Origin of the sequence: Streptomyces sp. NPDC001728 (assembly GCF_040297565.1) — a bacterium.
In the GTDB taxonomy this organism is placed as follows: Bacteria; Actinomycetota; Actinomycetes; order Streptomycetales; family Streptomycetaceae; genus Streptomyces.
The window spans coordinates 273832-293176 of sequence record NZ_JBEOZK010000002.1 but is presented as its reverse complement, the minus strand read 5'-3'; the positions used below and the strand labels follow the sequence as shown (position 1 = coordinate 293176).

13 protein-coding genes and 1 pseudogene are annotated in these 19345 nt (G+C 72.2%); 11 read left to right on the top strand and 3 right to left on the bottom strand.

Features of this window, described 5'->3' with window-relative positions; translation table 11 throughout:
• The first annotated feature begins 167 nt into the window (after window positions 1-167).
• The 3 genes from ABT154_RS04200 to ABT154_RS04190 all read left to right on the top strand — a co-directional run bounded on the left by ABT154_RS04200 (window position 168) and on the right by ABT154_RS04190 (window position 6019).
• Window positions 168-2351, top strand: a complete 2184-nt coding sequence (locus ABT154_RS04200; protein ID WP_351852575.1) for a DEAD/DEAH box helicase — start codon at window positions 168-170, stop codon at window positions 2349-2351.
• A gap of 144 nt (window positions 2352-2495) precedes the next feature.
• On the top strand, window positions 2496-5141 hold the full coding sequence (locus ABT154_RS04195; RefSeq protein WP_351852572.1) for an AfsR/SARP family transcriptional regulator: 2646 nt from the start codon (window positions 2496-2498) through the stop codon (window positions 5139-5141).
• Window positions 5142-5272: 131 nt separating this feature from the next.
• Entirely contained in the window at window positions 5273-6019 is a 747-nt protein-coding gene (locus tag ABT154_RS04190; protein WP_351852569.1) for a DUF4232 domain-containing protein, read from the top strand.
• A 204-nt stretch (window positions 6020-6223) separates the two neighbouring features.
• Here the strand turns inward: ABT154_RS04190 and ABT154_RS04185 are convergent, their stop codons facing one another.
• Complete coding sequence (locus ABT154_RS04185) at window positions 6224-6394, bottom strand: hypothetical protein (protein ID WP_351852566.1); 171 nt, start codon at window positions 6392-6394, stop codon at window positions 6224-6226.
• A 544-nt stretch (window positions 6395-6938) separates the two neighbouring features.
• On the opposite strand from ABT154_RS04185, the gene ABT154_RS04180 reads away from it, so the two are divergent.
• Entirely contained in the window at window positions 6939-8513 is a 1575-nt protein-coding gene (locus ABT154_RS04180) for a S8 family peptidase (protein WP_351852563.1), read from the top strand.
• A 173-nt stretch (window positions 8514-8686) separates the two neighbouring features.
• Window positions 8687-9865, top strand: a complete 1179-nt coding sequence (locus ABT154_RS04175) for a DUF4190 domain-containing protein (RefSeq protein ID WP_351852560.1) — start codon at window positions 8687-8689, stop codon at window positions 9863-9865.
• A 236-nt stretch (window positions 9866-10101) separates the two neighbouring features.
• Here the strand turns inward: ABT154_RS04175 and ABT154_RS04170 are convergent.
• A pseudogene (locus tag ABT154_RS04170) lies at window positions 10102-11432 on the bottom strand (glycoside hydrolase family 18 protein).
• 278 nt (window positions 11433-11710) lie between these two features.
• Here ABT154_RS04170 and ABT154_RS04165 point away from each other — a divergent pair.
• From ABT154_RS04165 to ABT154_RS04140, 6 genes are all read left to right on the top strand, one after another.
• Window positions 11711-12463, top strand: coding sequence for a GntR family transcriptional regulator (locus ABT154_RS04165; protein ID WP_317877215.1), 753 nt, complete (start codon window positions 11711-11713; stop codon window positions 12461-12463).
• Between the two features lie 222 nt (window positions 12464-12685).
• Entirely contained in the window at window positions 12686-14443 is a 1758-nt protein-coding gene (locus tag ABT154_RS04160; RefSeq protein ID WP_351852556.1) for a purine-cytosine permease family protein, read from the top strand.
• 155 nt (window positions 14444-14598) lie between these two features.
• Window positions 14599-14778, top strand: coding sequence for an SPOR domain-containing protein (locus tag ABT154_RS04155; RefSeq protein ID WP_317877213.1), 180 nt, complete (start codon window positions 14599-14601; stop codon window positions 14776-14778).
• 40 nt (window positions 14779-14818) lie between these two features.
• Complete coding sequence (locus ABT154_RS04150; RefSeq protein WP_351852553.1) at window positions 14819-15310, top strand: (deoxy)nucleoside triphosphate pyrophosphohydrolase; 492 nt, start codon at window positions 14819-14821, stop codon at window positions 15308-15310.
• Between the two features lie 143 nt (window positions 15311-15453).
• Window positions 15454-15876, top strand: coding sequence for an ATP-binding protein (locus ABT154_RS04145; protein WP_351852551.1), 423 nt, complete (start codon window positions 15454-15456; stop codon window positions 15874-15876).
• A gap of 144 nt (window positions 15877-16020) precedes the next feature.
• Window positions 16021-18591: a SpoIIE family protein phosphatase gene (locus ABT154_RS04140; protein WP_351852548.1), complete on the top strand. Its 2571-nt coding sequence runs from the start codon at window positions 16021-16023 to the stop codon at window positions 18589-18591.
• A gap of 14 nt (window positions 18592-18605) precedes the next feature.
• Here the strand turns inward: ABT154_RS04140 and ABT154_RS04135 are convergent, their stop codons facing one another.
• Complete coding sequence (locus ABT154_RS04135) at window positions 18606-19313, bottom strand: PspA/IM30 family protein (RefSeq protein ID WP_351852545.1); 708 nt, start codon at window positions 19311-19313, stop codon at window positions 18606-18608.
• Between the last annotated feature and the right edge of the window lie 32 nt (window positions 19314-19345).

Genomic DNA, 19345 nt, shown 5'->3' with positions numbered 1-19345 from the left:
CTCGCCAGAACTGGGAGTAGAGGATCACCTGGGCATGGTCGGTCAGGTCGTTCAGGGCCGTGCCGCGACGACCGCCCCCCCGGCACCCGGCATCACCCCTTCCCGGTCGGTGCCCGGGGGCAGTGGTGGGAGTATGCGGGGACATATAGCGAGAAGGTCGGGGCGGAATGGGGCGCAGGGAGCGGGAGGCCTTTGCTGCGGGAGGGCGGCTGTGCGAGGCGGCGCGGGCCGTGGTCGGTGACCACGGGCGGGCCGTCGAGGCGGTTCGGGCGGCTCTGCAGCCGATTCATGACGCGGCGGCGGAGCAGGCGCTGGACGCCATCCCGGTGGCCCGGTTGAAGGAGGTCACCGAGGGGCGGCTGAGGCTCGGGGAGGTCGAGAGCAGCGGTCTCCGGTCGGTCCGGCAGGTGCTCGATGCCGGTTCCTACCGGTTGCGGCAGATTCCTGGTGTGGGGCAGCGGACCGCCGATCAGGTCATCGCGGCGGCACGTCAGATCTCCGACGCCGTCCGGGAGACCATCACCGTCCACATCGACGTGGATCGGCCTGAGCCGCTCACCACCTCACTCGTCATGGCTCTGCACGTGCTGGTGGAAGCGGGCCCCGATGCGCGGCGAGCCGTCGATACGGCCGTGGCTCTTTCGGAGCGGCTCGGTCCGCTGCTGGCCGAGGCCGCGCCCGTCGCCGGGCGGATGCGGATGCTGCTGGTGGGGCAGGCCAAGCGAGCTCAGGCGCTGGAGGCTGCCGCACAGGTCCGCGGGCTGACCGAGGAAGCGGCGCGGGGCGGTGTGCCGGAGCTGCTTGCGCAGGCCTCGGTGGATCTGCTGCGCGGTACCTCGACCGAGGTCGCGGCCTGGGTCGACTTCGAGTTGCGTTCCGCCGAGTACTACAGCCTCCTCGCCGAGATCTCCGGACGCAGACCCGACACCGCCGCCGCCGAGGGGTTCCTGCCCGACGAGGTCGCCGGGCGGGTCCGCGACCAGACGCTCGACGACACCCACCGACGGGTGTCGCTGCGCGGCTATCAGGCCTTCGGGGCACGCTTCGCTCTGGTGCAGCGCAAGGTGATCCTCGGCGACGAGATGGGGCTCGGCAAGACGATCCAGGCCATCGCCGCGCTGGCGCATCTTGCCGCAGAGGGGCAGAGCCATTTCATGGTCGTCTGCCCGGCCAGCGTCCTGATCAACTGGACGCGTGAGATCGAGGCGCGCAGCAAGTTGCGCGTGGTATCCCTTCACGGCCCCGACCGGCATGAGGGTTTCGCCGACTGGAAGGGGCGGGGCGGCGTGGGGGTGACCACTTTCGACTCCCTGCGTGGTTTTCCGGCTCCCGGAAGCGGCGAGCTCGGGATGCTGGTCGTCGACGAGGCGCACTACGTGAAGAATCCGAAGACGCGCCGCTCCCAGGTCGTGACCGAATGGTCCGGGCGCTGTGAACGTGTTCTCTTCATGACCGGCACGCCCATGGAGAACCGGGTCGCCGAGTTCCGCAGCCTCGTACAGATCCTCCAGCCCCACGTGGCCGGGGCTGTCGGTGACCGTAACGGAGTTGCCGGTTCGGAGGCCTTCCGGAAGGCCGTCGCGCCGGTCTACCTGCGCCGTAACCAGCAGGACGTCCTGACCGAACTCCCCGGGCTCCAGCACACGGACGAGTGGGAGGAACTGAGCGCGTCGGACGAAGAGGCCTACCGCGAGGCCGTGAGTGCCGGCAACTTCATGGCGATGCGCAGAGCGGCGTACGCGCGCCCCGAGAAGTCGGCCAAGCTGAACCGGCTGCGCGAGATCGTCGAGGACGCCGCCGAGAACCGGATGAAGGTGGTGATCTTCTCCCACTTCAAGGAGGTCCTGGCGGCGGTGAAGGACACCCTGGACGGCGCACGGAGCCCCGATGGCGGTCAGGTGTTCGGTCCGCTCTCGGGGAGCGTGCCGCCGTCCCGCCGTCAGCAGCTGGTGGACGAGTTCGCCGCCGAGCCGGGGCACGCGGTGCTGGTGGCGCAGATCGAGTCGGCGGGGGTGGGGCTCAACATGCAGGCGGCGTCGGTCGTGATCATCTGCGAACCCCAGATCAAGCCGACCATCGAGCATCAGGCGGTGGCGCGGGCCCACCGCATGGGCCAGGTGCGTTCGGTACGGGTGCACCGGCTGCTCACCATGGGCGCGGTGGACGAGCGGATGGTGAAGCTGCTGAAGAACAAGACCCGCCTGTTCGACGCGTACGCACGCCGGAGCGCGGTCGCCGAGTCGACACCGGACGCGGTCGACGTCTCGGACACGGCGATGGCCCGCCAGATCGTCGAGGAGGAGCAGGCGCGGCTGGGAGCGGTCCGCGGCGAGTCGGCAGGACACCCGTAGGACCCGCGGAGGCCGAACACGCCCGCGGGAGGCGTCCGACCCGTCCGGCGAAAGGCCGTCCGACCCGTGGAGGCGCGGGGCGGGGGGACACGTATCCTCGACTGCTGGGGGAAATGGGGGAGAGGGATAACCGGAGGTGTACTGGTGGAGTTCCGGCTGCTCGGCTCCGTTGCGCTGGTGACGGAGGACGGGGACGTAGCCTTGGGGCCCGCCAAGCGGTCCAGCCTCCTCGTGATGCTTCTGCTGCGGCCCAACAGTGCCGTCAACGTCCAGCAGTTGATCGACGCCCTCTGGGAGGAAGAGCCGCCCACGCACGCCAAGACCGTACTGCAGGGGCACGTCTCGCGGTTGCGGGCGCTGCTGGCCGAGCACGGTGCGGAGGCGTACGGCGTCGAGCTGGCCACGCAGGGGTCGGCGTACGTGCTGCGCATGCCCGAGTCGCTCGTGGACGTGCACCGGTTCGAGGAACTCGTGGGGCTCGCCGGAGTGCAGCGCCGACCCGCCGACACCGTGCGGATGCTGCGGGAGGCCCTGTCCTACTGGCAGGGGCCCGCGCTGACCGGCACCGTCCACAGCCGCCCCCTCGAAGCCGCCGCCGGTGGCCTCGAAGAGCTGCGGCTCGCCTCCGTGGAGGCCTTGGCGGAGGCGTACGGCGCACTCGGCGAGCACGCCAGGGCCGCCGCCGTACTCCGTACCGAAGCCGTCGCGCACCCCCTGCGGGAGTCCCTCGCCGCCGCGCTGATGCTGGCCCTCGGCCGCTCCGGCCGTCAGTCGGACGCCATCGACTGGTACCACCGCACCCGGCGGCTGCTCGCCGAGGAGCTGGGCGTCGACCCCGGCGAGACGCTCAGCGAGGCGTACTCGACGCTGCTCCGGTCCGCCGAGCCCGTCGCCGCGCCGCGCCCCGCCGTTCCCGCCGAGGCCCCGAAACCCGAGGGGCTGCCCAGGGCGCCGCGCGGATTCACCGGGCGGGGCACCGAGCTGGCCGCGCTCGACCGGGCCGTACGCGCCGGCGACGGACCCGTCTGCCTCGTCACCGGACCCGCCGGCGTCGGCAAGACGGCGTTCGCCGTGCACTGGGCGTACGAGCGGCGCGCCGATTTCCCCGACGGGCGGCTCTTCGCCGACCTGCGCGGCTTCAGCGACACCGCCGCGCCCGAGACCGCCGCCGTCCTGCGCGAGTTCCTGCTCGCCCTCGGCGTGGTCCCGCAGCGCATCCCCGAGGCCGTCGAGGCCCGTGGCGCACTGTTCCGTTCCCTGACCGCGAACCGCCGGCTGCTCGTCGTCCTCGACAACGCGCGCTCCTCCGAGCAGGTCAGACCCCTGCTGCCCGGCGGCGACCACTGCGCCACCCTGGTCACGAGCCGCGACCGGCTCGGCGGCCTCATCGCCTCCGACGCCGCCCGCCCGGTGCCCCTCGGACACCTCCCCCCGGCCGACTCCGCCGCACTGCTCACCACCGTCCTCGGCGAGACGCGGGTCGCAGCCGAACCCGCCGCCGCCGCCCGGCTCGCCGGACTCTGCGACGGGCTCCCGCTCGCCCTGCGCGTGACGGCCGCCCGGCTCGCCGAACGGCCCCGCTGGACCCTCGACGAGATGGTCGGCGAACTCGCCGACGAGCAGGGCCGGCTGACGCTCCTCGACGTCGAGGACCGGGGTGTCTCCGCCGCGCTGCACCTCACCGTGCAGCAGCTCCCGGAGTCCGCCGCCCGGCTGTTCCGCGCCATCGGCCTGCACACCGGTTCCGACCTCGACCGGTTCGCGGCGGGCGCCCTCGCCGGGACCTCCCCCGCGCAGGCCTCCGCCGACCTCGACCGGCTCGCCGCCGCCCATCTCCTCACCGAGTCGGTGCCCGGCCGCTGGATGCCGCACGACCTGGTGCGCCTCTACGCACGCCATCTCGCCCCGCAGGCCGATCCCGAGGGCCTGCCCCGGCTCCTCGACCATTACCTGTACACGGGGCTCGCGGCCGACGCCGCCGCCGAGCCGGGCTCCCAGCCCTGCTACTCGCTGCCCGCCGACGCCCGCCGGCCCGCCGCGACGCGCGAGTTCGAGGACCGTACGGCGGCCCTCGACTGGTACGTCGCCGAGCGCGCCGCCCTGGAGGGCGCGGTCACCGCGGCGGCTGCCCTCGGACTGCACGACCGGGCCTGGCGGCTCGCGCTCGTGCAGTGGCCGCTGATGCTCATGCGCATCGGGGACGGCTGGACGCCGCTCCTGGAGGCGGGGCTCGCCTCCGCCGAGCGGGTGGGCGATCCCGACGCCCAGTCCCGCGCGCGGGCGCTGCTCGGCTGGATCCTGCACGAGGAGGGCCGGGACGCCGAGGCGCTCCTCCACCTGGAGAAGGCGCCCGGGCTGGCCGCCCGGGTCGGCGACACGATCAGCGAGGCCATCGGGTACGTCAACTACGCCGCCGTCCTGGACGCGACCGGCGAGCACGACCGGGCCGGGCTGCTCATGGTGCACGCGGTCTCGCTCGCCGACCGCACCGGGCATCCGTCGACCCAGGTCCTGACTCTCCAGCACCTGGCGGGGCACTGCCTGAAGGTGGGGGACCACGAGGCGGCGCTCGCCCACACCCTTCGCGCGGGGGAACTCGTCCCGCCGGAATCGGTGGTCGTCCAGGCCCAGCTGCAGATCGTCCGGGGCGAGGCCCTGGCCGGCATCGGCCGCCTCGACGAGGCCGCCGACCAGCTGGAACGCGCGATCGTGGCCGCCGACGCGGCCGGATTCCCGGAGGGTTCCGCGCGGGCCGCGGCCCGACTTTCGCGGCTGTCAGCGGATCGTTAGCGGTACGCAAGCGGGACGGCAGTGCGGGGCCGGAAGCTGGTTGCATCACCCGGTGGATGTCCGCCGGGTGGTGACGCCACCGGGTGGACGCGCCGCCGGGTGGACCGACCGCGTTCTACGGGGGAAACACCATGCGTCACCACCACAAGTCCACCGTCCTGGCCGCCGCCGCCATCGCCGCCCTCTCGCTCGGCCTCACCGCCTGCGGCGGCGGGGACGCTGCCGCGGGCGCCAAGGACGACGGGAGCGTCGGCGCCTCGAAGTCGGCCCAGGCCACCACCGACACCGTCGCCGGCGCCGGCGGGGCGGACCAGACCACCGCGAAGAACGGCTCGGGCTCCACCGGCGGCTCGACGGCCGGCTCCACCACCGGCGGCTCCGGTACGAAGGGGTCCACGACCGGCTCCGGCACCGGCTCCTCGGGCGGCGGCACCGGCTCCACCAAGGCCCGCGCCTGCGCCGCCGGCGATGTGAAGGTCACGGCGGCGAAGGCCGACGAGGTGCCGACCGAGCACATCGTGCTCACCGCCACCAACACCTCGGGCAGCGCCTGCACCCTCCTCGAGTACCCGCTGATCGCCTTCGGTCCGATCCAGACCGCCAAGGACATCCCGGCCGTCGCGAAGAGCAAGCCGGCCGCCCCGATCGTCCTGAAGCCCGGTGCGCCCGCGTACGCCAACGTGCGTGTCGCGCTCGGCGGCGCCCACGAGGACAACAAGGTCGTGAAGGAGTTCAACGTGAACCTCTTCGCGGCAGAGGGCCCCGCCGAGGGCAGCGTCGTCGTGAAGGCCCCGGCCGGCGGCCTGGCCGTCGACGAGGCCGCCGCGAAGACGGGCTACTGGACGTACGAGCTCCGCAACGGCGCCGACGAGTTCTGATCGGCGGGGGATCGGTGAGCGCGCGGGATCGGCGGGAGCCGGTTCGGTGATCGGACGGGATCGGTGAGGGCCGGTTCGGTGATCGTGCCGGGGTCGATGAGGGCCGGTGCGGCTTCAGGGGCGGGTTCGACCGTCCGTCCCTGAGGCCGCACCGTTCGGCGTTCCGGGGCCTGCATCAGTGAGGGCCGGGCGGCTGCCCGCCCGTCACGGCGTCAGGCCGGTTTTCGCCACCGCCCCGCACAGCGGCACCACTGTCAGGCCCGGACGTGCCGGGGCCGCGCGGACGGCCGCCCAGCAGGCCACGCCGGTCGCCTCCACGAAGAGGCCGCGGCGGGCCAGGCCCCGCTGGCCGGTGCGGATGTCGTCCTCCTCCACCGTCAGGAACGTGCCGCCCGTCGCCCGTACCGCCCGCAGGATCTGAGGAGGGGGACCAGAGGCGTGCGGCCCTCCCCGAGCGTCACGTCCGCCGCGTACGGCATCGTCGGCAGCGCCTCCTCGTAACGCCACAATGAATTCACACGTGACGCGAGTGACCGGAGAGAAACCGGGGCGCTCGCGAACGCCAGATCCCAGGGGCCGCGGCACTTCGGACAACACCAGGTGAGCGCGTCCGCGGGCGACTGGACCTGGCAGCGGGGGCACACGTAGGCGGTCATGCCGGTCAGCATGTCAGCTGTGTGGCACGGGTGTTGCGGGCTGTCGGTAGCCCTTGTGGGATTCCTATGGATCAGCCAATCTTTCGCTCGGCAGCCGGATGTTCAAGACGGCGTGGAACCTGGCTCGTCTTGTCATGCCCCTGCCATGTTCCTCGGTAACGCGCACCCCCCACAGCACGACGCACCCCCCCCCACGGCGCAACGCACCCCCCACAGCACCACACCCCCACAGCAGCGCACCACCAACGAGGAGGACCCCCCACATGTCAGTGATGCGTGAATCGCGTCGCGGAATCGCCACCGCCGCGGCCATCGCCGTCGCCGCCCTCACCCTCGGCTCCCTCTCCGCCCTCCCGGCCGCCGCCTCACCGGCCGCCCCCGAGGGCGTCATCGAGAACGCCGGAGCCGAGGGCACCGTCCCGGGCAGCTACATCGTCACCCTCGACGGGTCCGCCCGGGCGGAGACCGCCAAGGGCCGTGCCGTCGCCGCCAGGTTCGGCGCGAAGATCAAGCGGACGTACACCTCGGCGATCAACGGCTACTCCGTCGAGCTCTCCGAGGCGCAGGCCAAGAAGCTCGCCGCCGACCCGGCCGTGCGGTCCGTCGTCCAGAACCGCGTCTTCCACATCGACGGCACCCAGCCCTCCCCGCCGTCCTGGGGCCTGGACCGGATCGACCAGAAGGCCCTTCCGCTGAACCAGAGTTACACCTATCCGGACACCGCCGGGCAGGGCGTCACGGCGTACATCATCGACACCGGTGTCCGCATCACCCACACCGAGTTCGGCGGCCGTGCCTCCGACGGCTACGACGCCATCGACAACGACAACACCGCGCAGGACGGCCACGGCCACGGCACCCATGTCGCCGGCACCGTGGCGGGCTCGTCGTACGGCGTCGCCAAGAAGGCGAAGATCGTGGGCGTCCGCGTCCTCGACAACTCCGGCTCCGGCACGACCGAGCAGGTCGTCGCGGGCATCGACTGGGTCACGCGGAACGCCGTGAAGCCGGCCGTCGCCAACATGAGCCTCGGCGGGGGTGTCGACTCCGTCCTCGACGACGCCGTCCGCAACTCGATCGCCTCCGGCGTGACCTACGCGGTCGCGGCGGGCAACGAGACCGACAACGCCGCCAACCACTCCCCGGCGCGCGTGGCCGAGGCCATCACCGTCGGCGCGACCACGTCGGGCGACGCCAAGGCGAGCTACTCCAACTTCGGCAGCGGCCTGGACCTCTTCGCCCCGGGCTCCTCCATCACCTCGTCCTGGGGCACCGGCGACACCGCCACCAACACCATCTCCGGTACGTCGATGGCGACCCCGCACGTCGCCGGAGCCGCCGCCGTCTACCTCGCGGGCAATCCGACCGCGACCCCGGCGCAGGTCTCCGCGGCTCTGACGGCCGCCGCCACTCCGAACGTCGTCACCAGCCCCGGCACCGGCTCCCCGAACAGGCTCCTGTACATCGGCGGCGGCGACACCACCCCGCCCACCGGCCCGAAGTTCGAGAACACCGCGGACTTCACCGTCGCCGACAACGCGACCGTCGAGTCCCCGGTCACCGTCAGCGGCGTCACGGGCAACGCCCCGGCCGCCCTCCAGGTGCCGGTGAACATCGTCCACACCTACATCGGTGACCTCCAGGTCCAGCTGATCGCCCCCGACGGCTCGGCGTACACCCTGAAGGCCTTCGGTACGGGCGGCAGCGCGGACAACATCAACACCACATACACCGTGAACGCCTCCTCGGAGGTCGCCAACGGCACATGGAAGCTGCGGGTCACGGACAACGCGACCTACGACACCGGGAAGATCGACTCCTGGGGCCTGCAGTTCTGAGCCCGGCTCGATGAGCAGGGTCTGACGAGCACGACGAGGGGCGGTCGCCTGCGGGCGGCCGTCCCTTCCGCGTCCGAGGCGCGCCCCGGCTGTCCGTCCCGCCCGCCCCGCCGCGTACGATGCGCGCCCGATCATTTGTTCGCGTCACGCGCCGCAACAGGAGCACCGTACCCGTGGAGCCGACCCAGCCGAGCCCGCCGCCGCAGCAGCCCGAGGGGGGTCCGCAGCAGGGCGGATGGCCCGCCCCGGGCCCGTACACCTCCCCGGGCATGCCGTACGCGACCGGCCCCTACGGCGGCCCGGCAGGGGGGCCGGGACCCTTCCCCTACGGGCAGCCGCCCCGGCGCACCACCAACGGGCTCGCCATCGGCTCCCTCGTCTCCGGCATCGTCTGCTGTCTGCCGCCCCTCGGTCTGGTCCTCGGGCTCATCGCCCTTCCGCAGATCAAGAAGAGGGAGCAGGACGGCAAGGGGATGGCCATCACGGGCATCGTCCTCTCCGCGCTCAGCTGTCTGCTCCTCGTCGTCGGCCTCGCGACCGGCGGCATCGGCTCGGCCTGGGGCGACTTCAAGGAGGGCGTGGACGAGGCGTCCCGTACGAAGTCGCCGTTCTCCCTGCGGACCGGGCAGTGCTTCAGCGACGACGGCAAGCTGGAGGAGTACGCGACGGACGTCACGATCGTCGACTGCGCCCGCCCGCACGACGGGGAGGTCTCCGGCGGCTTCAAGGTCACCGGTTTCGACAAGTGGCCCGGCGACGACGCGATCGACAAGATCGCGGTGAAGCGCTGCGAGACGATCAACGCCGCCTACGCGATGGACACCTGGGCCGTGCCCAACGACGTCTGGCTGTACTACTACCTGCCGAGCCGCGAGAGCTGGCGCGGTGGCGACCGCACGGTGACCTGCGCGTTCGCCAGCAAGAAGAACCCCTTCAGCGGCTCCGTGCGCTCCGACGCCGCCAAGCTGACGGCCGACCAGGAGCAGTTCCTGAACGCCGTCAACCCGATCGAGACGGTGGTCTACCAGGAGCCGGAGGAGGACCCGGACGAGGACTTCGCCGCCAACAAGGCCTGGTCCGCCCAGCTTCTCGCCGCGATCAACGGGGCGCGCACGGGCCTCGACCAGCACTACTGGCCGGGCGCCTCCACGGCCCCCGTCGCGGCGCTGGGCAAGCAGCTCGACACGGCCTCGAAGCAGTGGGCGAAGCTGGCGGCGGCGCCCGACGCGGACGCCTACTGGGAGGCGTACGACACGGCCTGGGACGCCCTGCCCGAGAACCTGGGCGCGGAGGCCCGCACCGCACTCGGCCTGACGGGCACGCTCCCGGCGGGCGAGGGGACCTCGGCCTGAGAGGGGTGCGGGGGTGGTACGTGACGGCGGCGTGCGGGGGCACGTGACGTGTGGCGCGCCGTGTGGACGGGGCCGGGTCACCCTCGGGAGGCCCGGCCCCGTCGTGTGCGGACCGGAAGCGGCGTGCCGGGGACGGCGGCCCGTGACCGACCGCCGTTCCGGCGCACCGCGCGCGGCGGGGCGCCGGTCCGCGGTTCGGGGGCCCCGGCCGCCGGGAGGGCGGCCGGGGCGGGGTGTCAGCGCCGGGACAGACCCCGGTCGATGGCGGTGATCAGCTCGCCGTCCGGGGTGTCCCCGTCGAGGGACCAGACCATCGCGCCGCCGAGGCCGTTCCGCCGGACGTAGGATGCCTTGGTGCGCAGCGCGGTCGGGTCGTCGTACGTCCACAGGGTGGTGCCGTCGAAGAGCCAGGCGTGGCCGTCGCGGGGGCCCCGGTAGAGCTTGTACGTCCCCGAATCCGCCAGCGCCTTCAGGAACTTGTAGTCCTCGGAGCCGGCCGTCCAGGTCGCGGGGGCGGGGCCGGTGGCGGGCTGCCCGAGGCCGTCGCCGCCGCCGGTGACGCCGGTCCAGCCCTGGCCGTAGAACGGCATGCCGACCACGAGCTTGTGGGCGGGCGCGCCGCGCCGCAGCCAGGCCCTGACGGTCTGGTCGACGCTGAAGTCGTTCTTGGCGTAGAGCGCGGACTGCTGCGCGGTGGTCTTCTCGCCGGAGACGTGGAAGTCGTAGCCCTGGAGGTTCACGAAGTCGAAGTCCCGCATGATCCGGGCGACTTCGAAGCCCGCGTCGATCTTGGCGGGCGCGGTGGGCACGTACGCGCTGAGGTCGTAGTGCCTGCGCTGCGGCAGGGAGCGGCCGTAGGCGTCGAGCTGGGTGCGGAACTCCCGTACCAGCTTGGTGAAGTTGGGCTTGTCCTCGGGGCGGATGACGTTTCCGGGGGCGCCGTCCGATCCGGGCCACTCCCAGTCCAGGTCGACTCCGTCGAAGACTCCGGCGGCGGCTCCGGCTCCGCCGCGGGCGCCGTCGACGGGCAGGTTCCCCTTGATGTAGGTGTCGAGGCAGGAGGCGACGAGCTTCTTGCGGCCCGCGTCGGTGCGCACGGCGTCGGAGAAGTGGGCGGAGCCGCTCCAGCCGCCCAGCGAGATCATGACCTTGAGGCCGGGGTGCTTCGCCTTCAGCTCGCGCAGCTCGTTGAAGTTTCCGGCCAGGCGCTGGTCGGCGGGGTCGCCGACGCCGTCCACGGAGGTCGCCGCGTCGACGGGGCGCACGTAGTCCGCCCAGGGGTCGGAGCCGGGGGCGTCGCCCATCAGGCAGGTGCCGTCCGGACCGACCACGCCGAAGGCGTAGTTGATGTGGCTGAGCTTGGCGGCGGTGCCGCTCGTCTCCAGGTCCTTGACCTGGAAGTTCCGGCCGTAGATGCCCCATTGGGTGAAGTAGCCGACGCGCTTGGGCGCGGGGGTGTGGGGGCGGGCTGGTGCGCGTCGGCGGCGGGGGCCAGGGTGGCGAGGAGGCCGAGGGCCGCCGCGGCGGCGGTGCCGAGGGTCAGCTTGGTCATGGCTCTGGGACGCATGGGCTCGTTCCTGTGCGAGGCGGGAGGGAGCGTGCGGAGAGGCGGGGAGGGGCGTGCGGAGGAGCTTGCAGGCAGGAACATATTGGTCTGGACCAATAGGGGTCAAGGGGTGTGGCGCGTCGACTCGGTGCGCGTGGCCCGCCTACTCGGTGTGACCGCGGGTAGCAAGAGGTGTGATCTCGGCGTCATCACTTCGAGTGAAACTTTGGCCCATGCTTGCGGATCGCGACCCACGGTTGTCAGTCTGTAGCTGTAAGTCAACCTGAGGGGAGTGTCCAGTGACGTTCGGTGAGCAGCCCGCCTATCTGCGCGTGGCGAGCGATCTGAGGGAGAAGATCGCCAACGGCTCGCTTCCGCCGCATACGCGTCTCCCCTCGCAGGCACGCATCCGCGAGGAGTACGGGGTGTCGGACACCGTCGCGCTGGAGGCCCGCAAGGTGCTCATGGCCGAGGGACTCGTGGAGGGGCGCTCGGGCTCGGGCACCTATGTGCGGGAGCGTCCCGTGCCGCGCCGGATCGCCCGCTCCGGGTACCGTCCGGCGTCCGGCGCCAGCCCCTTCCGGCAGGAGCAGGCGGCCGAGGGGGCCCGGGGCACCTGGGAGTCGAACAGCGAGCAGGAACCGGCCGGCCCCGAGGTGGCCGAGCGGCTCGGCATCGAACCGGGGGAGCGGGTGATGCGCACGCGGTACGTCTACCGGGACGGCGGCGAGCCCATGATGGTCGCCACCTCCTGGGAGCCGCTCGCCGTCACCGGGCGGACGCCGGTGATGCTCCCGGAGGAGGGGCCGCTCGGCGGCTGCGGGGTCGTCGAGCGGATGGCGGCCATCGACGTGGTCGTGGACAACGTCGTGGAGGAGGTCGGCGCCCGGCCGGGCCTCGCCGAGGAACTCCTCGCGCTGGGCGGGGTGCCGGGCCATGTGGTGATGGTCGTGGAGCGCACGTACTACGCCTCGGGGCGCGCGGTCGAGACGGCCGACGTGGTCGTCCCCGCCGACCGCTACCGCCTCTCGTACCACCTGCCGGTGAGATGAGCCTCCGACGGGCCGTCCGAGGCCGCCGGGCCCGCCCCGCGCGGCGCCTCTCCGTCGACCCCCACCGGTCAGCGGAGTCCGTCGTCCGGGTGGCGTGACCACGAGTTAACGGGGTGTCAGCTCGCGTAACCGCCCGGCAACCTCCCGCCGCCGCCGTCCGTCACGACCGGCTCCTAGCTTCCTCGTCCGTACCCGCGACTCGGCCGGACGACAGGAACCTCCATGACGGACACGATCACCACCCCCACCCCGGAGCCGGGCGAGAGTCCCGCCCCGGCCCTCGGCGCACCGGGGGAGGCCGCCCCGCCTCCCGGGCCGCGCCGCAGCTACGCCAGGCTGGCCGCGGACGAGAGCCGCGAGGACTACTCGCTGCGCTACGCCCCGCACTCCTTCCGGCGCTGGTCGCCCGCGACCGTGGCAGGGACCGCCCTCGGTGGCATCGCCTACCTCGCCGACTTCGCGATCGGCGCCTCGATCGTCTTCACCTACGGCTTCGGCAGCGGCCTCGCCTCGATCCTCACCGCCGCCACGCTCATCTTCCTCACCGGCATCCCCATCGCCCGCGCCTGCGCGACGTACGGCCTGGACATGGACCTGATCACGCGCGGTGCCGGCTTCGGCTACTTCGGCTCGACGCTCACCTCGCTGATCTATGCCTCCTTCACCTTCATCTTCTTCGCCCTCGAAGGCTCGATCATGGCCCAGGCCATGCACCAGGCCGTCGGGCTGCCGGTCGAGCTCGGCTATCTCCTCACGACCCTGATCGTCATCCCGATCGTCTTCCGCGGCATGGGCGCGCTCGCCAAGGTACAGGCGTGGACGCAGCCGGTCTGGATCGTCGGCATGCTGCTGCCCTTCGTCGTCCTCGCCTTCGAAGCCCCCGACGCCTGGGGGGCCTTCGCCTCCTTCGGCGGTACGGAGGGGGCGGGCGCCGGCTTCTCGTGGCTCGGCTTCGGACTCGGCACGGGCGTCGCGCTCTCGCTGATCGCCCAGATCGGCGAACAGGCCGACTATCTGCGCTTCATGCCCGCGAAGGCCGAGGCCACCGCGCGCCGGTGGAACCTCGCCGTGCTCGCCGCCGGGCCCGGCTGGGTCGTCATCGGCGCCGCCAAGCAACTCGGCGGCGCCTTCCTCGCCTTCGTCGCCCTGGAGGCCGTCGGCAGGACCCACGCCCTGGAGCCGATCGCCCCGCAGATCGAGGCGCTCAGGCCCTGGCTCGGCTCCTTCGCCCTGCCCGCCGCCGCGCTCTTCGTGATCGTCTCCCAGGTCAAGATCAACGTCACCAACGCCTACAGTGGTTCGCTGTCCTGGTCGAACTTCTTCTCCCGCGTCACCCACCGGCACCCCGGGCGCGTCTGGTACATCTTCCTCAACCTCGCCATCGCGCTGACGCTGATGGAGATGAACATGTTCGCCGCCCTGAACAAGCTGCTCGGCTTCTACTCCAACGTCGGCATCGCCTGGATCGCGGCCGTCGCCGCCGATCTCGTCATCAACAAGCGGGCCGGCTGGAGCCCCCCGTACATCGAGTTCAAGCGCGCCTACCTGTACGCCGTGAACCCGGCCGGATTCGGGTCCATGGTCATCGCCTCCGTCGTCTCGATCCTCGCCTTCTTCGGCCTCTTCGGCGCCTACGCGCAGGCCTTCTCCACCTTCATCGCCGCCGGTCTCGCCGTCGCCCTCTGCCCGCTGATCGCCTGGGCGACCCGGGGGCGCTACTACCTGGCCCGCCCCAACACCGTGAACGGGCCGGTGGCCGGCGCCGTCGACGGGCGCGCCACCCATCTCTGCGCGGAGTGCGAGACCGCCTACGAACTCCCGGACATCGCCGACTGCCCCGTACGGTCCGGGCCGGTCTGCTCCCTCTGCTGCTCGCTCGACGCCACCTGCGGTGACGTCTGCCGCAAGGACCCCGGGGGTGCGGGCGCGCCCGTCCTGATGCCGGTGCCGACCGTGCCCGCGCGAGTGCCCGGGGTGTGACCTTCGGCCTCTCGCCGTCGGTTCCCGGCCGATCCGTATCTCTTTGTACAATTCCGTATCCGCTGTGTGAAGGTCAGGCGTAAGCTCCGGCATATGCGGATTGCGGTTTCCCGGAGATGCTTGGTGGCGCCCGGACCGGCGGGAGGGGAAGTCTGATGACCGACAGCGGCTCCGACCTCGCCTGGCTCGTCATCCGGCAGGACGACAACGGCAACCGCTACCGGGTGGGGCGGTACGCGACCAAGGACGAGGCGCAGAAGATCGCGGACAGTCTCGACGACCGCGGCCACAAGCAGCTCTATCTGGTCGAGCGCATCGGCAGCCCCGCCCTCTGACCCCGGCGGACGCCTCCCCGACCGGGCTACGCTCGCGCCCATGACGGAACGCACCACCGAACCCGCCGTACCGCACGGGTCCGACCCCGGCACAGGCCCCGGCTCCGCTCGCGACTCCCGCGTCGTGGTCGTCGTCGCCGGCGCCCTGTACGACCGGGGGCGGCTGCTCGCCGCCCGCCGCAGCGCCCCCGCCGAACTCGCCGGCCGCTGGGAACTGCCCGGCGGCAAGCTCGAACCGGGCGAGAGCGCCGAAGACGCCCTCGTCCGCGAACTCCGCGAGGAACTCGGCGTGCGGGTCGAGCCGGGCGAGCGCATCCCCGGGGAATGGCCGCTCAAGCCCGGTTACGTCCTCCAGGTGTGGACCGCCCGGCTGCTCTCCGGCGAGCCCCGCCCGCTGGAGGACCACGACGAGCTGCGCTGGCTCACCCGCTCGGAGCTGGACTCGGTCGACTGGCTCGACCAGGACCGGCCCGCCGTCGCCGAGGCCGCCCTGAGGCTTCCGGCGACCCCCGGCGCGGGCGCACGCGACTGATTCCCTACGCCGTTCGTGCCACCGTGCGCCCGCTGCTGCGCCCAGCGCGATATCCCACCCCAAATATCGGGTATGTCCTGATTGACCCGTTGGAAGAGGACGTGGGCCTTCCTGCTGACGCACGGCTGGGGAAGTGATCGGGTGTGATCGACACCGACGGCGACCGCGCCGAGTGGAACTTCCCGGCGGAGGCGAACGCGGTGCGCACGGCCCGCCATGCCGTGCGCGAGACCCTGCGGTCCTGGGAACTCGACTCCGCCCTCGGTGATCTGACCGTCCTGCTGGTCAGCGAGCTGGTGACCAACTCCCTGCGGTACGCCTCCGGACCCATCGGGGTCCGCCTCGTCCGCCCCCGCCCCGACGGAACGGACCCCGCGCACCCGCCCGCACTGCTGGTGGAGGTCTCCGATCCGCTTCCGGATCCGCCGACCGAACGGGCCCCGGGACCCGAGGACGAAGGGGGTCGCGGCCTCGGACTCGTGGCCTGTTCCGCCCGCCGCTGGGGGACCCGTAAGGGAAGGACGGGCAAAACCGTATGGTTCGAGCTGGCTCTGCCTGGTGAGTAAACAGGGAGAGACAACGATCACCGGTACTCGCCGCGGGACGAACGAGACCACCCTGTGATCGTGAACGTCGTGCCGTCGGGGCCCGCTGTATTGAATACTGCGGGCATGGCCGGTCCGGTGCGGTGAGCTGGAGGGGACGGTCGCGTGAGCGAGATACCTGAGACGGCGAGTGGCGGCGTCGTGTGGCACAGCAGCCCGCCCGGCTCCATCTACGACTACATCCGGGTGGCCTCCTTCTCGATCGGGCCCGACGGCCTCGTCGAGCAGTGGAGCCGACGCGCCGTGGACCTCTTCGGGGTCACCGCCGAGGAGGCCAGGGGCAGGGACCCCGTCGAGGCCTTCATGCCCGCCGAGCTGCGCGAGCGGGGCCACCGGAAGGTCCGGGAGATCCTCGACGGCAAGGAGTGGACGGGCCTCGTCCCGTTCCGCGTCCCCGGCGAGGACCGGGCCCACGGGATCGCCGAGATGTACGTCATGCCCAGCGAGACCCAGTCCGGTGAACGGGCCGCGCTCTGCATCGTCGTCGATGTACGCGCCCTGCGCCGGATCGAGACCGACCTCGCCGCCTCCCAGGCGATATTCGGCCAATCACCCTTCGGGTTCCTCCTCTTCGGCACGGACCTCACCGTGAAGCGGGCCAACCGGCGCTTCGCCACCGTCTTCGGCGGCTCCGCCGACGACCACCGGGGCCGCACCGTCCACGACTACCTCGGCCGGTCCGAGGCCGACCGGATGACCGCCGCCCTCCGGAGCGTCCTGGAGACCGGGGAGTCCGTCACCGACTTCGAGATCATCGGCGCCGCGCCAGGCGCCAGGGACCGCCGCCACTGGGCCATCAACCTCTACCGCGTGCACAGCGGCTCAGGCCGCCCGATCGGCGTCGCCGGCCTCGGCATCGACATCACCCGCCGTCACAACGCCGCCAGGGAAGCCGCCAGCGCCCGCCGCAACCTCGCCCTCCTCAACGAGGCCGGAGCCCGCATCGGCACCACCCTCGACCTGGAGGCCACCGCCCGCGAACTGCTCGACGTCGCCGTCCCCGGCTTCTGCGACCTGGCCTCCGTCGACCTCTACCAGGGGCTGCTGACCGGCGACGAGGCACCGCCCGGCCGCTGGGGCAGCTCCCACGACGTCGGCTACGGGGCAGGCAGTGCCGAACTCCGCCGGGTCGCCGTCGCCAGCGCCGTGTCCGACACCCCCCGCAGAACCGACGCACGGCAGGAGCCCGACAGCGGCTGTTGCGGACCCGAACCCATCACGGTCGGGGCCGTCCACCGCTACCCCTTCAACTCGCCCTGCGCCGGAGCCCTGCGCACCGGCCGCCTCCGTACCGTGCCCGGCGTCGACGGAGACCTCGTCCAGAGCACCCTGGTCGTCCCGATGGTCGCCCACGACATCGTCGTCGGCCTCGTCCAGTTCTCCCGCACCAAGGGCAGCGAGCCCTTCGGTGAACGCGACCGCGCCCTGGCCGTCGAACTCGCCGCCCGCGCCGCCGTCTGCATCGACAACGCCCGCCTCTACCGCCGCGAGCACGAGCGGGCCCTGATCCTCCAGCGCAGCCTGCTCCCGCCCGGCGACCCCGAGGCCGCCGGACTCGACATCGCCTGCCGCTACCTCCCCGGCACCACCGCCACCGAGGTCGGCGGCGACTGGTTCGACGTCATCGAACTCCCCGGACACCGCACCGCCCTCGTCATCGGCGACGTCATGGGCCGGGGACTGCGCGCCGCCGTCGCCATGGGCGAACTGCGCACCGCCGTCCGCACCCTCGCCCAGCTCGACCTGGAACCCGCCGAAGTCCTCTCCCACCTCGACGAGATCGCCCGCGGACTCGGCGCCCCCATCGGCGCCCAGCAGTCCCGCACCCACAAGTCCCGCGGCCCCGAACTCTCCGAGGTCTACCTCGCCACCTGCGTCTACGCCGTCTACGACCCGGTCACCCGCCGCTGCACCTTCGCCAACGCCGGGCACCTCCCGCCGGTGCTCGTCGAACCCGGCGAAGAGGCCCAACTGCTCGACGTACCCCCGGGGATGCCGCTCGGAGTCGGCGGCGAACCGTTCGAGGAGGTGGAGCTCGAACTGCCCGAGGGCGCTCTCCTCGCCCTCTACACCGACGGGCTCGTCGAGTCCCGAGACCACCCTCTCGACGAGGGCCTCTCCGCCTTCCGGCGCGCCCTCACCGACCCGGCCCGACCGCTCGAAGACGTCTGCGACCGGGTCCTGAACACCCTGGACACCGGGCACGGCGAGGACGACATCGCCCTCCTCATGGCCAGGATCCAGGGCCTGCCCAGCGAGGCCGTCGGCGACTGGCGGCTGCCCAGGGAACCCCGCTCGGTCGGCCGGGCGCGGGAACTCGCCCGCATCCAGCTGGGGGCCTGGGGCCTCGAAGCACTCGTCGACACCGTCGAACTCCTCGTCAGCGAACTCGTCACCAACGCCCTCCGCTACGGCGAGGGCGAGATCCGGCTGCGGCTGCTCCGCGACCGCACCCTCGTCTGCGAGGTCTGGGACGCCGGCCTCGTCCAGCCGCGCCGCCGCCGCGCCAAGGACACCGACGAGGGCGGCCGGGGCCTCCAGCTGGTCGGGCTGCTCAGCTCCTCCTGGGGGTCGCGCCGCACCCCGCGCGGGAAGACCGTCTGGTTCGAACTGGACCTCCCGGACGGCGAGGGCACGGCGGAACCCACGGTGGAACAGCTGCTCAGCATGTTCTGAGAGGAGCCGCCCGGTCAGCCCTTGAGCGCGGCCAGCCGGGCCTCGATCTCGGCGCTGTCGCCCAACGCGTCCAACTGCTCGAACTGGGCGTCGAGGGACGAGGCGGCGAGCTCCTGCTTGCCCATCGCCCGCGCCTCTTCCCGGCGCACCTTGTCCTCGAACCGGCTCAGCTCGCTGGTCGGGTCGAGCACGTCGATGTTCTTCACCGCGTCCATCATCGTGTTCCGCGCCTGCGCCGACCTGGCACGGGCCACCAGCTCGTCCCGCTTGGCCCGCAGCTCACCCAGCTTGGCCCTCACCTGGTCGAGGCCCGTCCTGAGCGTCGACACCACCTCGGTCTGCGCGGCGATCGTCGGCTCCGCCGTGCGCGCCTCCTTCTCCGACTGGAGCTGCCGGCCCAGCGCCACCTTCGCGAGGTTGTCGAAGCGGTCCGCCTCCGCCTGCTGCCCGCCGCTCCGCAGCTCGTCGGCCTTCCGGCTGGCGGCGAGGGCCTTGCCGCCCCACTCCTTCGCCGCCTCCACGTCCTCCTGGTGGTCCTGCTCCATCAGCCGGAGGTTCCCGATGGTCGCGGCCACCGCCTCCTCCGCCTCGGCGATGTTGTTCGAGTAGTCGCGGATCAGCTGGTCCAGCATCTTCTGCGGATCCTCCGCCTGGTCCAGCAGGGCGTTGATGTTGGCCTTCGCCAGCTGGGTGACCCGGCCGAGGACCGTCTGCTTGCTCATGGCTCTTCTCCTTGAGAGGGACGGAAAGAGAG

Coding starts and splice junctions, on each gene's coding strand:
- ABT154_RS04155 (WP_317877213.1), top strand. CDS start 14,599: ATGACCGACAGCGGCTCCGACCTCGCCTGGCTCGTCATCCGGCAGGAC.
- ABT154_RS04180 (WP_351852563.1), top strand. CDS start 6,939: ATGTCAGTGATGCGTGAATCGCGTCGCGGAATCGCCACCGCCGCGGCC.
- ABT154_RS04150 (WP_351852553.1), top strand. CDS start 14,819: ATGACGGAACGCACCACCGAACCCGCCGTACCGCACGGGTCCGACCCC.
- ABT154_RS04200 (WP_351852575.1), top strand. CDS start 168: ATGGGGCGCAGGGAGCGGGAGGCCTTTGCTGCGGGAGGGCGGCTGTGC.
- ABT154_RS04190 (WP_351852569.1), top strand. CDS start 5,273: ATGCGTCACCACCACAAGTCCACCGTCCTGGCCGCCGCCGCCATCGCC.
- ABT154_RS04135 (WP_351852545.1), bottom strand. CDS start 19,313: ATGAGCAAGCAGACGGTCCTCGGCCGGGTCACCCAGCTGGCGAAGGCC.
- ABT154_RS04160 (WP_351852556.1), top strand. CDS start 12,686: ATGACGGACACGATCACCACCCCCACCCCGGAGCCGGGCGAGAGTCCC.